The following is a 13,792-nucleotide window of genomic DNA, read 5'->3' on the forward strand; positions in this document are numbered from 1 at the left end:
AATACCTTTCTGGCTCTATACTGATGAGCCTGTCATAACCGGAGCGATTCTTTGTTACAGATCTTCGCGCTCATCGGCGCGTTGTTCCTGGTGGCCCTGAACGGGTTCTTCGTCGCGGCCGAATTCGGCCTCGTCAAACTGCGCGCCACGCGCGTCAAGACACTGGCCCGCAAGCACGGCCTGCGCGGCCGCATCCTCGGCATCGTGCACGGCCGGCTCGACGCGTATCTTTCCGCGTGCCAGCTCGGCATCACGCTTGCGTCGCTCGGCCTCGGCTGGGTCGGCGAACCGGCGTTCGCGCAACTGCTCGGCCCGCTGCTCGACCTGATCGGCGTGCAGTCCGAACGCGTCGTGCACCTGATCTCGCTCGTGTTCGCGTTCTCGCTGATCTCGTTCCTGCACATCGTCGTCGGCGAGCTGGCGCCGAAATCGATGGCGATCCGCCAGTCCGAGAAGGTCGGCCTGTGGGTCGCGCTGCCGCTGTATGCGTTCTACTGGGCGATGTACCCGGCGATCTGGGTGCTCAACAACAGCGCCAACGCCGTGCTGCGGCTCGCGGGGCTGTCCGCCGACCACGGCAGCGACGCGCACTACTCGACCGACGAGCTGAAGCTGATCCTGCGCAGCCGCCGCAGCACGGCCGGCAGTGCCGCCCAGCCGGCGCGCGGCACGTACAGCAACGACGAGTGGAACACGCTTGCGCATTCGCTCGATTTCTCGTCGATGACCGTGTCGGACCTGATGCGGCCGGCCCATGAAATGATCGGCCTGCGGCGCGACCTGCCGCTGCCCGACAACATGGAGATCGTCGCGCGGCACCGCTTCAGCCGCTATCCGCTGTTCGAGAATGCGTCGCGCGAACAGGTAAGCGGGCTGATCCACCTGAAGGACCTGCTGCTCGCGCGTCACGCCGGCGCGGCGCTCGAGGACCTGTCCGACTACGTGCGCCCCGTGCAGTACGTGAAACCCGACACCCCGGCGCTCGACCTGTTCCGCCGCTTCCGCAAGGGCGCGCCGCACTTCGCGCTGGTCGGCAACAAGGGCGAGAAGCCGATCGGCTTCCTGACGCTCGACAACCTGCTCGGCGCGCTGGTCGGCCAGATCCACGACGAGTTCCGCCAGGGCGACGCCGACTGGAGCCGCCTCGACGACGGCACGCTGATGGGCAAGGGCAGCCTGCCCGTCGTGTCGCTCGAACAGGCGCTCGGCATCGACATCGACGAAGGCCGCGCGGAATCGGTCGGCGGCCTCGTGATCCAGGCGCTCAACGACCTGCCGACCGAAGGGCAGCGCGTGTCGTTCGACCGCTTCGACGTCGTCGTGAAGAAGATGAACGGGCCGCGCATCGTGCTCGTGCGCGTCTATCCGAAGATCGCGAAAGAGGCCGACGAATGACGGCCCCGCTTCGCCGCGTGCGATGACCGCCGCGCTGCCGCGCTGCTGCGTGATCACGCCGGAGCCAGCTTCCGCGTCGGCGGCCGATTGCGCGGCGTTCCTCGACCGGCTGGCCGACGTGCTCGCGCGCGGCGAGACGCTCGTGCAACTGCGCGTGAAATCACTCGACGCGGCCGCGTTCGCGGCGATCGCCGTCGCGGCACTCGCGCGCTGCCGCGCGGCCGGCGCCCACCTGATGCTGAACGGCCCGGTCGACGCGGCAGGCGTGATGCGGCTCGACGGCGCCGGCTGGCATCTCGACGGCACCGCGTTGCGCGCCGCCGCGCAGCGGCCGTTGCCGGCCGGACGATGGGTGTCCGCCGCATGCCATACAAGCGACGACCTGCTGCTGGCCGCGCGCGCCGGCGCGGACTTCGTCACGCTGTCGCCCGTGTTGCCGACGCTCAGCCATCCCGGCGCGCCGACGCTCGGCTGGACGCAATTCGACACGCTGGCCGCCCGGGCCGCGATGCCCGTCTTCGCGCTCGGCGGCATGACGCGCGCCCACCTCGACGACGCACGCCGTCACGGCGCATACGGCATCGCGGGCATTCGCGGGTTCTGGTAGCCAGGGGCTTTCGCGCGACGCGGCGGGAGACAGGCGCGCCCGACCGTCCGGACGCCTGCCCGCTCATCCCCTCATGCGTTCAGGTTCGGACGCGCCCCGCGCCACGCCCCGTCGTCGATGCGCCGCACATCGTGCGTGAGCGCATACCGGTTGACGTCGCCCGTCAGCCACGCAACGAGCGAATACGCCGGCAACGCGCCTTCGTCGACCCGGTCGCGCGCACGCGCCGGCGTCTCGAAGACGACCCGCCCACCCGGCGCGTCGAACGGCACCGCATCGGGCGACAGGTTCAACGCGATCGTCAGCGTCTCGTCGTCGGCGAGCCGCCATGACGCGAGCAACGCGTCGGCATCGCCGTCCCCGTCCGCCTTCAGCGCGCGCGCATCCTGCGGCCGGCAATCGGACAACCGCGGCGCGATCAGCTTCGCGCGCACCGCGAGCGCCGACTGCACGAAATGCGCGCGCTCGGCATCGCGCGCGGTTTCGTCGAAGATCAACGGAATCTGCGGCGTGAGCAGCGACAGCGCCAGCGCGGCCAGACCGGCCGCGTGCCCGCCGTTGCCGGGCCCGCCGTCGCGCCACGCGCCGTCGGACAGCACGAGCGACGTCAGCGAAAGCCCCGCCTCGGCGGCCATCCCTTCTCCCGGCGCGGCCGGCTGGAACGCCGCGCCGGCCGCGGTCAGCGCGCGGGCCAGCGTGTGGATCGACTGGTGCGTGGAAATGCCTTCATGCGCCGACGTGTCACGCCCGGTCAGGCGGTGCAGCGCGCGTTCGCCGCAACCGTTCCACTGCGCATCGAAATGGGTATCGGCAAGATGCGCCGGATGCCGCTCGCTGCCGAGCACGAGATGGATCAGCCGGTCGGCCGGCACGGCCGCGCGCACGCGGTCGGCGATCTCGCGCAGCCACGACACGCCGATGCGATCGGCTTCGCGCAGGCGCAGCCCGTCGCAACGATATTCGTCGATCCAGTACAGCGCGTTGTCGCAGAAGAAATCGCAGACTTCCGGATGATCGAGCGCGAGCGGCGGCGCCTGCAGCGGATCGTCGCGCGTGTGGAAGAACGGCGCCGCATAGTGGCGCAGCGCATCGGTGCCGCTGCCGAAGCGCGCATAGTCGAGCTCGAGCAGCACCGCGAGACCGTAGCCGTGCGCGTCGTCGATCAGCGCCTTCAGCGCGTCGGGGCCGCCTTCGGACGCCAGCGGCGCGAACGGCAGGCTGTCGTGCGGCGACGCGAGCAGCTCCAGCGCGGTCACGCCGAGGCGGGCAAGCTGCGGCAGGCGGCGGCGCACGCCGGCGAAGCCGCCCACCGCGTGCGGGCGAATCGCGTAGAGCGCGATGTCTTCCCACGCGCGCCCGCGCCAGAACGTGTTGCGCCACGTGAACGCACGCGGATCGACGACTTCGCTCGGGCCGTTGAGCCCTTCGGGTTGCGAGCGCGATGCGGGATCGGGAATCGACACGGCGTCGTCGAGGCGATAGCGGTAACGCACGCCCGCGCCGTAATCGGCAAAGACTTCGAACCAGTTCGGGCCGGCGGCCGTCATCGGCACGACCACCGGGCCGTAGCCGGTATCGAGTTCGAGCTGAACCTGCGTGACGCCCGGCGCCCACACGCGAAAATGCGTGCGCGGCGTCGCGCAGAGCGCGCCGCAGGGCTGCGCGCCGAACGGCAGGCAATGGATGAAGTGCTGCGCATACGGATCGTGCGGACAATCGGACATCATGCGCTCCTCGTGCGTGCCGGGCGGCATGGCCGCGCCAGCGGCGCGGCGCATCGGGGCCCGGCATGCGACGGCCAGGCGAGAGGGAGAAACGAGTATGCGCCGGATTCGCCCTCGCAATGTGGGGCACCCGGACATTATTAAATACGAACAGACCCCTCGAAGCAGGCAGCCGCGCACCGTGCCGGCGAGGCGGGTAGCCGGCATACCGGGATGGCGGCTCGCCTTGTTGCCCCGGCCGTGCCCGCTTACGCTCGGTACGATGCGCGCGAACACGTCGTCCGCGCCCGACCCGAGGAGCCCGTCATGTCCGTTCCCGCCAGCGCCGCGAAATTCGACCCGGCCCGCGCCCACGAATACGCCGAGCAATCGCGCATCGCGCTCGCCGGCTACGATGCCTGCCATGAACTCGCCGCGTGCATGCTCGCGTCGGCGATCACTGCGCCCGATGCGCGGATCCTCGTCGCCGGCGCCGGCGGCACGGGACAGGAAATCTGCGTGGCGGCCGCGCTCGAGCCGGGCTGGCGGTTCACCGCCGTCGATCCGTCCGCGCCGATGCTCGCGCTTGCCCGCGCGAACGTCGAGGCGGCGGGCTTCGGCACGCGCACGGCGTTCGTCGAGGACGGCGTCGAGGCGTTGCCGGACACGGTCGCATTCGACGGCGCGACGCTGATCGGCGTGCTCCATCACGTCCCCGGCGACGATGCGAAGGACGCGCTGCTGCGCGCGATCGCACGACGCCTGAAACCCGGCGCGCCGCTGGTGCTCGCCGGCAACCACCGCCGTTACGCGGACCACCCTCGCCTGCTCGATGCGTGGCAGCAGCGCTGGCGCATGAAGGGCGCGTCGCCCGACGCCGTGCGCGCGCAACTCGCGAAGATCCTGCAGGGCGCCGATCCGCCCGCCTCCGAGGAAGCCGTGTTCGGACTGCTGCGCGATGCGGGCTTCGAGGCGCCACTGCGCTTTTTCGCGAGCCTGTTCTGGGGCGCATGGATCGCCGTGCGGCGCGCATGACGGATCGGCGCGGCGCACGACAGGTTGTCGCACGGACGCCGTGCGCGCTGGGTATGATGTCGTTCCCGCCCCCACTTCCGGCGTCGCCATGCTCACCGTCCATCACCTGAACAACTCGCGTTCGCAGCGCGTGCTCTGGCTGCTCGAGGAACTGGATGTGCCGTACGAGATCGTGCGCTACGAGCGCGATCCGAAAACGATGCTCGCGCCGCCCGCGTTGCGCGCGATCCATCCGCTCGGCAAATCGCCCGTCGTCACCGACGGCGGGCGCACGTTCGCCGAATCGGGGGCGATCGTCGAGTATCTGGTCGAGCGCTACGGCAACGGGCGCCTCGCGCCGCCGCCCGGCACGCCCGAGCGGTACGACTACACGTACTGGCTCCACTACGCGGAAGGGTCGGCGATGCCGCCGCTGCTGCTCAAGCTCGTCGCGCTGCGGATCGCGCACGCGCCGATGCCGTTCTTCGCGCGGCCGGTCGCGCGCAAGATCGCCGCGACGCTGCAGTCGAGCTTCGTCGATCCGCAGATCGCGCTGCATCTCGGCCACATCGACGACACGCTGAGCCGCACCGGCTGGTTCGTCGGCAACGACTTCAGCGCGGCCGACATCCAGATGAGCTTTCCGCTCGAAGCCGCGACCGCGCGCGGGGACGACGGCCGGCATCCGGCGATCGCGCGCTTTCTCGACACGATCCACGCGCGGCCCGCGTACCGGCGCGCGCTGGAGCGCGGCGGCCCGTACGAGCTGCTCAAATAGCCCGGCGGGCGGCGCGGGCGCGGGCCCGGCTCAGCTCAGCAGGCCCGCCGCGACGTTGATCGACAGCCCGAGCACGGCCATGTTGAAGTAGAACGACAGGATCGACTGCGCGAGCACCGCGCGCCGCGCGGAGCGGTTCGTCAGCGAGACGTCGGCCGTCTGCGACGCAACCGCGAGCGTGAACGCGAAATACAGGAAATCCCAGTAATCGGGTTCGGGGTTCCGGTCCGGGAAGCGCAGCGCGCGATCGCTGCTCGGCGAGCCGTAGTAGAGCCGCGCGTAGTGCAGCGTGAAGATCGTCGGAATCAGGAACCATGCGCCGAACAGCGTCGCCCCCGTGATCGCGTAATGGCCGAGCCCCGCGCGGAAGCCGACGCTCTTGGCGGTCGCGAGCTCGATCGCGATCGCGGCCACGCTCGCGACGGTGGCGACGCAGATGACGGTCAGCACGGTGGTCGCGTTCTCGTCGTCGCGGATCGCGATCTCGCGCACCTTGTGATGGTGCGCGGTGACCATGCGCACCCACATCAGCGCGAGATACAGCCAGATCGCGCAATCCCAGCCGATCAGCGCACGCACGGTCGGACGCAGCGGAAGCGGCAGCAGCACCGCGCACAGCAAGCCGGCGGCGAACGCCGCGACCATGCGCGGGCGGTTACGCAATACCTGCGGATAAAACGTCATCGTGTGATTCCGAAAGCGAATGGAAAGGATCCGGCCGGCGCGCGGACAACCCCGCCGCGCCGTACCGGCGGGTAGCGCCCCGATTATCGCCATTCCGGCATGACGTGACGATGGGCGCGAGCGCCTAAGATAACGGAATGACCGCCACCGCCTCCCTCTGCCGCCATCCGGCGAATTCGGCCGGCCGCGACTTCGTCGTCGGCGACCTGCACGGCTGCGTGAACGTGCTGCGTGCGCTGCTGCGCGAGATCCGCTTCGATCCCGCGTGCGACCGGCTGTTCTCGGTCGGCGACCTCGTCGACCGCGGCCCCGAATCCGAAACCACGCTCGACCTGCTCGACCGCCCGTGGTGCCACGTCGTGCGCGGCAATCACGAGGAAGTGCTGAGCCTCGTGTCGCGCGGCAAGCTGTCGCCCGACGCGTGGCGCGGAATCGGCGGCGACTGGGGCGCCGACCTGGCGCCGGAGCGGCTGCACGCGCATGCCGCGCGCGTCGACGCGCTGCCGCTGGTGCGCACGATCGGCGACGGCCCGGGGCGCTTCAACGTGCTCCACGCGGAATTCTTCGGCACGGACGCCGCGCTCGACACGGGCCGCTATGCGCCCGACGTGCGCGAGCGGCTGATCTGGGGCCGCGATCTCGTCCAGGGGCTCGCCGATCCGGCGCGGCAGGCCGGCCTGTCGCTGACCTGCACCGGGCACACGCCCGTGCGCGCGCCGCAGCGGATCGGCGCACAGTGGTTCATCGACACGGGCGCGTTCGCGCCGGCCGGGCGGCTCACGCTCGCCGAGCCGCACACCGGACGCACGTGGTCGATGACGCAGGCCGAAGCGCGCGAACGCCACGCGAGCGACTGGCCGCTGCCTTAGGGCCGGCTCCGCCAATGACGGGCCGCCGGCCCGTTCATCCGGGCAACGGCCCCCCCTAACCGACCTGATTCAGTTCGAACACCGCATCGACGGCCGAGCCGTTCCAGTTGTATTCGAGATAGGCCGCGTGATGGCAGTCGTGCAGCAGCGCGGTGCGGAACGCCGCCAGGCATTCGCCGCGCGGGTCGCGCACCGACGGATAGACGATTCCCGCGCCGCCGGCATTGCGCACCGCGCGGCCGAGCGCCTGGCCGGCGCTGTAATCGAGCGGGTGCAGCAGCGCCGGATCGCGTTGCGGCCAGGCGCGCACGTCGACCGCGTCGCCTTGCGCGAACACCGTGTAGAGCCGCATCTGCTGGCGCATCGGCGGCTCCTTCGTGGCGGCCAGGAACAGCGCGCCGTGATAACGCGTTTCCGCGATCGCCGTATCGCGCGAGCGCGCGCAGTAGAACACGCCGTAGCTGCCGTCGGAAAAACGGCTGCCTTGCGGATTCAGGTGCGTGAACGCGGCCATGATCGGCCCCCAGCCGTGCCCATAGCGCCGCTCGGCGGGCGGCACGAGATCGAGCGTGCCGACTTCGTTGCGGATCCGGTCGTTGGTCAGCGATTCGAGCGCGTACAGCGCGTCGAAATCGTCCGCCGAGGCCACCCGGTCGAACAGGTTGATCGCCGGGAACCGGGTGGGAATCACGCGATAGGCGGGCGCCCAGTCGACGGCGGCCGTGGGCCATTGTTGTGCTTGGATCGGCAGTGTCACGCCCAGCCACCTCGCATCGCGTCGAGATATTGCCGGACGGCGACCAGATCGCCGACATTGCCGGCCAGCATCCGGTCGAGGGCGCGCCTGCCGCCGAACGGCGCCGCGTCGTTGGGCCGCTTGACCCATGCATCGGCAGCGGACGGCTGCGGCAGCAGGATCTGCAGCGCCTTGTAGATGCCGAGCAGCAACGATAGCCGCTCGAGCGTATCGCGCGGCAGCCGCGCCGATTCCGGCGCGGCCTTCCACTTGAAGAACGTCGAACGGCCGGGCGACCCGAGCAGCACGATCTGCTCGTCGATCGTCAGCTCCCAGTCGCGCGCGATGTTGAAAAACGCACGCAGGCCGGCCGCCGACATCTGCGCGACCGAGGCCTGCGGCGGGGCGGAATGCGAATCGTAGGCGGGCTGTGACATGATCGTTAGTCTCGAAACGAATTTACTAACAAGATTAGTCCATTTTCGTATTTTTGCAAGGGTCGACACCCGTCGATCGACCTGTGCATCCGCCAAAACGATATTTTTTGTCCATTCTGGACTCTTATTTTATTTTCTGCGTTAATGGCCGTGCGGACACCGCGCGCAGACGCGGTTCGTGTCCGTGGAGCCGTGCCGCACTGAAACCGGAAGCCCCGCCAAGGAACGCACCATGAAGAGACTGATTGCCGCTGTTTCGATCGCCCTGCTCGCGGTATCGGCAGGCCCTGCCGCCGCGAAGGACTGGACCACGATCCGCTTCGGCACCGACGCCAGCTACGCGCCGTTCGAGTCGAAGGCGCCCGACGGCAAGCTCGTCGGTTTCGACATCGACCTCGGCAACGAGATCTGCGCCCGCCTGAACGCGAAGTGCGTGTGGCTCGAGAACGATTTCGACGGGATGATTCCGGCGCTGAAGGCGAAGAAGTTCGACGCGGTGCTGTCGTCGATGTCGATCACGCCGCAGCGCGCGCAGCAGATCGGCTTCACGACGAAGATCTACAACCAGCCGACGCGGCTCGTCGTGAAGAAGGGCTCGCTGCTGCTGCCGACGGCCGAATCGCTGAAGGGCAAATCGATCGGCGTCGAGCAGGGCACGACGCAGGAAACGTATGCGAAGGCGTACTGGGGCAAGCAAGGCGCGAACGTCGTGTCGTACCAGAATCAGGACGGCGTGTACGCCGACCTGACCTCGGGCCGCCTCGACGCGGCGCTTCAGGACGAGGTGCAGGCCGCGATCGGGTTCCTGAAATCGCCGCGCGGCGCGAACTACACGTTCGTCGGCCCCGAACTCGTCGACGAGAAGGTGCTCGGCATCGGCGCCGGCATCGGGCTGCGCAAGGAGGACACCGACCTGAAGGCGAAGATCGATCGCGCGATCCTCGACATGGTCAAGGACGGCACCTACAAGCGGCTCGCATCGAAGTACTTCGACTTCGACATCTACGGCGGCTGAAACGGCGTCGCGCGCGTACGGGCGCCACCCTCGTCGCGCGCGTCCGACCGCCCTCCCTTCACCATCGGACGGCAACGGCGTGGCGCCGTGTGCCGTCGCATCGGATGCATCGACCGTCTCGCCCGCGGCGCGACGTCGCGCATTTCATTCGGATTGCAGATCGATCGTTCGCGGCAGCGCTGCGCGGCGCGAACGGCGACCGTACCGCTTCGGTCAGTACGCGAAGACCGGGCGTCGAGGTACCGGCGCCCGTACGCACATGCCCTTGCGAATCGGGTTGGCATGCAGAAAAGCGCCGACCCGGCGCGGGTGACCGGCACTCAGCCGGATCCGTCTCGCGCCGGGCGCGGAGAGATGGCCTGTCGATGCATGCCGGCGGGCTGCGAGAACGACGTCCGACCCGCGATGCGTCGAATCACTGCGATCGCGGCCTGCCGGCCGCGGCGTGTGGCGATCGATCATTTTTCTACCCCGTTTCAGTCTGATGCTTGTTCCGGCAACCGGACGCAGCCGGTGCCCCGACGATCGGGCGACGACGTTCCGTGCACGCCGGAACGCGGCTGCTTCACCGCGCTCCGTCGCCGCATCCCCGCGGACTGCATCCGGGCCGGCACCGGCAGGGTTCGCTGCCGGCCCGGTCGGACCTGGTGTCGTCGACTTTCGCACGCCCACCTTCGCAAGGAGCGGGCCAGCTTCGCGCGAGCCCGTCCGGACAAGGCGTCGATCGGGCAATGCGGCGGCGGGAACGGGTGCGGCATGCCGAAGGTTGCGAAACTGAAACACGCGGCGCGCGGCACGCGCCGGCCGCACGGCGGCCAAGCCTTGCCGGATAAGGCTGAACAATGCGGCGCGGCATTTTTACCGATGCGCGTCCGGCCGTTCGGCGCGATTCGCCGCGCCATTTCGCGTCGCGGCCGACGCGAAATGTTTCATGCGCTTTACATGCGGCCGGCGGCACGCGGGCCGCACGTCTGCCGCGAGAGGAGTCGGCCTGCGCCGAGCCGGCCGGTTGCGGGGCTCGCCCCGCTATACTGCGAAACCGGCTTGCACCCCGTTTGCCGCGGCGTCTTCGCCGGGAAACGCCCGGCCCCACGACCCCGCTTCACACGCCGCCACGCCGCCCGAACGAACGGAACGCCCTCGATGATCCGCGTCCTCCATGCCGCCGAACGCACCAGGCTGATCCGCTTCGGCGTATCGGGCCTCGGCTCGACCGCGCTGCATGCGCTGATCGCGGCCGCGCTGTTCGCGCTGTTCGACGCGACGCCCGTGATCGCGAACGCGGTCGCGTTTGCGTGCTCGACCGCGTTCTCGTATCTCGCCAACACCCTGTGGAGTTTTTCCGCGCCCGTGACGTGGGGCAACTTCGTGCGCTTTCTCGCGGTCGCGACGGCCGGCCTGGTCGTGACGATGCTGCTTGCGCACGGCACCGAAACGCTCGGGCTCGCACGCGCGTGGAGCATCGTCGCGGTCGTGCTGTGCGTGCCGCCCGTCACGTTCCTGCTGCACCGGCTCTGGACCTATCGCTGAGCGGTGCGCGCATCGCGCGCACCGCTCAGCCGACCCGCTGATGCTCCGCGTCGCCGGACGGCGCACCGTCGTGCCCGCCGCTGTCGCCGTTCCCGCCGTTGTTGTCGTGCTCGTTCAGCCCGTGCTCGATCATCATCCGGTAGAGCGTCACGCGCGAAATGCCGAGCTCGGCAGCGGCCTTGTTGATGCGGTGATCGTTGCGCAGCAGCGCGTTCTCGATCGCGGTGCGCTCGGCCAGCGCCCTCGCCTGCTCGAGCGTGACGGGCTCGGTTTCGCCGGGCGTGTCGAGCCCGAGATCGTGCGGCGTCAGCAGCCGGCTCTCGGCCATCACGATCGCGCGCCGCACGCGGTTGATCAGCTCGCGCACGTTGCCGGGCCACTCGTAGCGCCGCATCGCGTCGAGCGCGGCCGACGTGAAGCCGCTGATCTTGCGGCCGCTGTCGGCCTTGTACTTCTGCAGCACGTAATGCGCGAGGATGTCGATGTCCTTGCCGCGCGCGCGCAGCGGCGGCTCGTGGATGCGCAGCACGCACAGGCGGTGATAGAGATCCGCGCGGAAGCGCCCGGCCTCGACCGCGCCGTCGAGATCGACGTGGGTGGCCGAGATGATCCGCACGTTGACCGCGATCGATTCCTGCCCGCCCAGCCGCTCGATCTTCCCTTCCTGCAGGAAGCGCAGCAGGCTGGCCTGGCTTTCGACCGGCATGTCGCCGATTTCGTCGAGGAACAGCGTGCCGCCGTTCGCCGATTCGATCCGGCCCGCGCGCCGCTGGTTCGCGCCGGTGAATGCGCCGCGCTCGTAGCCGAACAGTTCCGACTGCAGCAGATGGTGCGGAATCGCGCCGCAATTGATCGCGACGAACGGCCCCTTCCCGCGCCCGGAACGCTCGTGAATCGCCAGCGCCGTCAATTCCTTGCCGGTGCCCGATTCGCCCGAGATGAACACGCTCGCGTCGGTCTTCGCGACCTTGCGGATCGTGCTGAACAACTGCTGCATCGCCTCGCAGTTGCCGATCATCCCGTGCTCGCCGATCGACGCCGCGTAGGCCGCGCCGTCGACCCGGTCGAGCGCGGCCATCCCGCGCGCATGGCCGAGCACGTGCGAAATCCACTCGTAGGGCAGCGGCAGCGTCACGTAGTCGAAACAATAGCTGCGGATCAGCTCGCGCACGGCGGGGCCGATCGTGACGCCCGCCTGCGCGATGGAAATCCAGCCGATCGACGGCTGGCTCAGGCACGTCTTCAGCGCGGGATAGTCGCGCGACGTGAACCCGGTGAAGTCGACCAGCCCGGCGGCCACGCTCACGCCGGACGTCATGTTCTGCGCGGCGCCGGCCGTCTTCGCGACGGCGATTTCCCAGCCGAGCCCGCGCAGCTGCTCCAGCAGCGGTTCGTCGGGCGAGCGCATGATCACGAACAGCTTGCGCCCGTCCTCGGGAGCGGTGACGGACACATGCGTCAGCTCGGGCGCCGCGGGCCCGTTTGCGTCAGGTGACCTAGCAACCATCGTTGTTCCCCGCTTGGCATTGGTATCGCGCGCGCCGGCTCACCGTCGCGTACGACGGACCTCGATCGAACCGACATATTGGCCGCATTTCCGTCCGAATAAAATCCCCCCGCGCACGAATCGCGCAAGAGGTGGACAGTGTCATGAACGGTATATCGATGCCGCCGTCGCGCGGCTAGATGGGTGTTATCCCGGTGGCGTGCGCGGCACGCACGGTTGCGCGCCCCGCAAAGCCGCGCCGGCGCTGGTGCGCGGCGTTCGCGGCCGTTGCCGAGTGGCTCGGCGCGGCTCGCCGCCGCATGCGTGCGCGACGGACCGACCGGTCGGCCGGACACCGGTGCGGCCGGTTCCGGTTGATTTCGATCAATCGTCAGAAGTAGCCGGCTGATGCACGAACGCAACACGCGCGGCCCGCCGCCGCGCAGGCCGGCGCGACGCCCGCCTCAGCGGCCCGACGCGAGCGGAGCCGGCGTATTCGCGCGGCCGCGGCCGGCCGGCGCCCCGCCGGGGTCGCCGTAGGCGGCGGCGAGCGCGTCGACCCGCGCAAGATGGTGGCGATTGTCGTGATCCCACGGATGGAAACCGGGCCGGAAGAAGCTCAGCCATTCGCCGGCGATGCGCGGAAACAGGCCGCGACGCGGCCCGTACAGGAACGCGATCATCCGCAGCATGCCCCGCACGTGATGGCCGGCGCCGCGATCACGCCACAGCAGCGTCGCGTGCATCAGGAACACGGTCGGCCAGAACGTCAGCGTCGTCAGCAGATAGACGCCGATGCGGACCAGGTAGCGGCGCAGCCCCGGCTTCATCGCGGCGTTCCATACGTCGAACGACACGGCCTTGTGCTCGGTTTCCTCGAGCGCGTGCCAGATCCACATCTGACGATAGCCCTCGACCGAACCGTCGAGACGCGTGGGATCGCGCAGCAGCCAGTCGGCGAGCATCGCGGTGTAGTGTTCCGCCGCGACCGTGTGCGCGAGCTGCACCGAGTGCGGCAGCTTGCGCTTCATGTAGCCGAGCACCGCCCACACGCGCTGGTCGAGCTTGCGCGCGGGCAGGCGGTTCGCCTGCATCAGCTCGTTGTACTCGATGTGTTCGCGGGTGTGCATCGCCTCCTGGCCGATGAAGCCCAGCACCTGTTGCTTCAGCACGGGATCGTCGATCCGGTCGCGGTAGTTGCGCACCGAATCCATGAAAAAGCGTTCGCCGGCCGGGAACAGCAGCGACAGCGCATTGAAGAAATGGGTCACGTGCGACCCGAGGCCATGCCAGTCCTTCGCGCGTTCGACCGGCAGGTCGAAGCGCAGGTCGCGACGCACCGGCATGATCCCGGCCGCGGTGGCGGAAGCGGCTGACTTCATTTCATCGTTCTCCTGTTTCGGGCGCGGCCCGGCGCGTCGTCCGACGCGACCGGTGCAACCCCGGACGGCGCATTCCGCGCCGCCAAAATCTTGACATCGACAAATGTAACGATAGGCCGCCGGTGCCGGCGCGCGCAAGCCGCGCGGTAGATGCGC

The 13,792-nt window shown here is 69.3% G+C and carries 13 protein-coding genes; 7 read left to right on the forward strand and 6 right to left on the reverse strand.

Annotated elements, in window-relative coordinates; all coding sequences use genetic code 11:
- Positions 1 to 51 precede the first annotated feature (51 nt).
- Both GQ56_RS0117050 and GQ56_RS0117055 read left to right on the forward strand, forming a co-directional pair.
- Positions 52 to 1,395, forward strand: coding sequence for a hemolysin family protein (locus GQ56_RS0117050; protein ID WP_031399803.1), 1,344 nt, complete (start codon positions 52 to 54; stop codon positions 1,393 to 1,395).
- A 22-nt stretch (positions 1,396 to 1,417) separates the two neighbouring features.
- Positions 1,418 to 2,002, forward strand: coding sequence for a thiamine phosphate synthase (locus GQ56_RS0117055; RefSeq protein WP_031399804.1), 585 nt, complete (start codon positions 1,418 to 1,420; stop codon positions 2,000 to 2,002).
- A 71-nt stretch (positions 2,003 to 2,073) separates the two neighbouring features.
- Here the strand turns inward: GQ56_RS0117055 and GQ56_RS0117060 are convergent, their stop codons facing one another.
- Positions 2,074 to 3,726 carry a DUF3459 domain-containing protein gene (locus GQ56_RS0117060; RefSeq protein ID WP_031399805.1) on the reverse strand — a complete coding sequence of 551 codons (1,653 nt, stop codon included), beginning with the start codon at positions 3,724 to 3,726 and terminating at the stop codon, positions 2,074 to 2,076.
- Between the two features lie 306 nt (positions 3,727 to 4,032).
- On the opposite strand from GQ56_RS0117060, the gene GQ56_RS0117065 reads away from it, so the two are divergent.
- Positions 4,033 to 4,740, forward strand: coding sequence for a class I SAM-dependent methyltransferase (locus GQ56_RS0117065; RefSeq protein WP_031399806.1), 708 nt, complete (start codon positions 4,033 to 4,035; stop codon positions 4,738 to 4,740).
- A gap of 88 nt (positions 4,741 to 4,828) precedes the next feature.
- Positions 4,829 to 5,497, forward strand: a complete 669-nt coding sequence (locus tag GQ56_RS0117070; protein ID WP_031399807.1) for a glutathione S-transferase — start codon at positions 4,829 to 4,831, stop codon at positions 5,495 to 5,497.
- A 30-nt stretch (positions 5,498 to 5,527) separates the two neighbouring features.
- Here the strand turns inward: GQ56_RS0117070 and GQ56_RS0117075 are convergent, their stop codons facing one another.
- Positions 5,528 to 6,181, reverse strand: coding sequence for a DUF1345 domain-containing protein (locus GQ56_RS0117075; RefSeq protein WP_031399808.1), 654 nt, complete (start codon positions 6,179 to 6,181; stop codon positions 5,528 to 5,530).
- A gap of 137 nt (positions 6,182 to 6,318) precedes the next feature.
- On the opposite strand from GQ56_RS0117075, the gene GQ56_RS0117080 reads away from it, so the two are divergent.
- Positions 6,319 to 7,050 carry a metallophosphoesterase gene (locus tag GQ56_RS0117080; RefSeq protein WP_031399809.1) on the forward strand — a complete coding sequence of 244 codons (732 nt, stop codon included), beginning with the start codon at positions 6,319 to 6,321 and terminating at the stop codon, positions 7,048 to 7,050.
- Positions 7,051 to 7,105: 55 nt separating this feature from the next.
- On the opposite strand, the gene GQ56_RS0117085 is transcribed toward GQ56_RS0117080, so the two are convergent.
- Both GQ56_RS0117085 and GQ56_RS0117090 read right to left on the reverse strand, forming a co-directional pair.
- Positions 7,106 to 7,801 (reverse strand): RES family NAD+ phosphorylase, encoded by a 696-nt coding sequence (locus GQ56_RS0117085; RefSeq protein WP_407638592.1) that lies wholly within the window; start codon positions 7,799 to 7,801, stop codon positions 7,106 to 7,108.
- A gap of 2 nt (positions 7,802 to 7,803) precedes the next feature.
- Entirely contained in the window at positions 7,804 to 8,223 is a 420-nt protein-coding gene (locus GQ56_RS0117090; protein ID WP_031399811.1) for an MbcA/ParS/Xre antitoxin family protein, read from the reverse strand.
- Between the two features lie 232 nt (positions 8,224 to 8,455).
- Between GQ56_RS0117090 and GQ56_RS0117095 the strand changes: the two genes are divergently transcribed.
- Positions 8,456 to 9,238: an ABC transporter substrate-binding protein gene (locus tag GQ56_RS0117095; protein ID WP_031399812.1), complete on the forward strand. Its 783-nt coding sequence runs from the start codon at positions 8,456 to 8,458 to the stop codon at positions 9,236 to 9,238.
- Positions 9,239 to 10,381: 1,143 nt separating this feature from the next.
- Positions 10,382 to 10,768 carry a GtrA family protein gene (locus tag GQ56_RS0117100; protein WP_031399813.1) on the forward strand — a complete coding sequence of 129 codons (387 nt, stop codon included), beginning with the start codon at positions 10,382 to 10,384 and terminating at the stop codon, positions 10,766 to 10,768.
- A 25-nt stretch (positions 10,769 to 10,793) separates the two neighbouring features.
- On the opposite strand, the gene GQ56_RS0117105 is transcribed toward GQ56_RS0117100, so the two are convergent.
- Together GQ56_RS0117105 and GQ56_RS0117110 are read right to left on the reverse strand one after the other, a co-directional pair.
- On the reverse strand, positions 10,794 to 12,275 hold the full coding sequence (locus GQ56_RS0117105; RefSeq protein WP_031399814.1) for a sigma-54 dependent transcriptional regulator: 1,482 nt from the start codon (positions 12,273 to 12,275) through the stop codon (positions 10,794 to 10,796).
- A 443-nt stretch (positions 12,276 to 12,718) separates the two neighbouring features.
- Complete coding sequence (locus GQ56_RS0117110; protein ID WP_031399815.1) at positions 12,719 to 13,636, reverse strand: metal-dependent hydrolase; 918 nt, start codon at positions 13,634 to 13,636, stop codon at positions 12,719 to 12,721.
- Positions 13,637 to 13,792: the final 156 nt, after the last annotated feature.

Source organism: Burkholderia paludis (assembly GCF_000732615.1).
Lineage (GTDB): Bacteria > Pseudomonadota > Gammaproteobacteria > Burkholderiales > Burkholderiaceae > Burkholderia > Burkholderia paludis.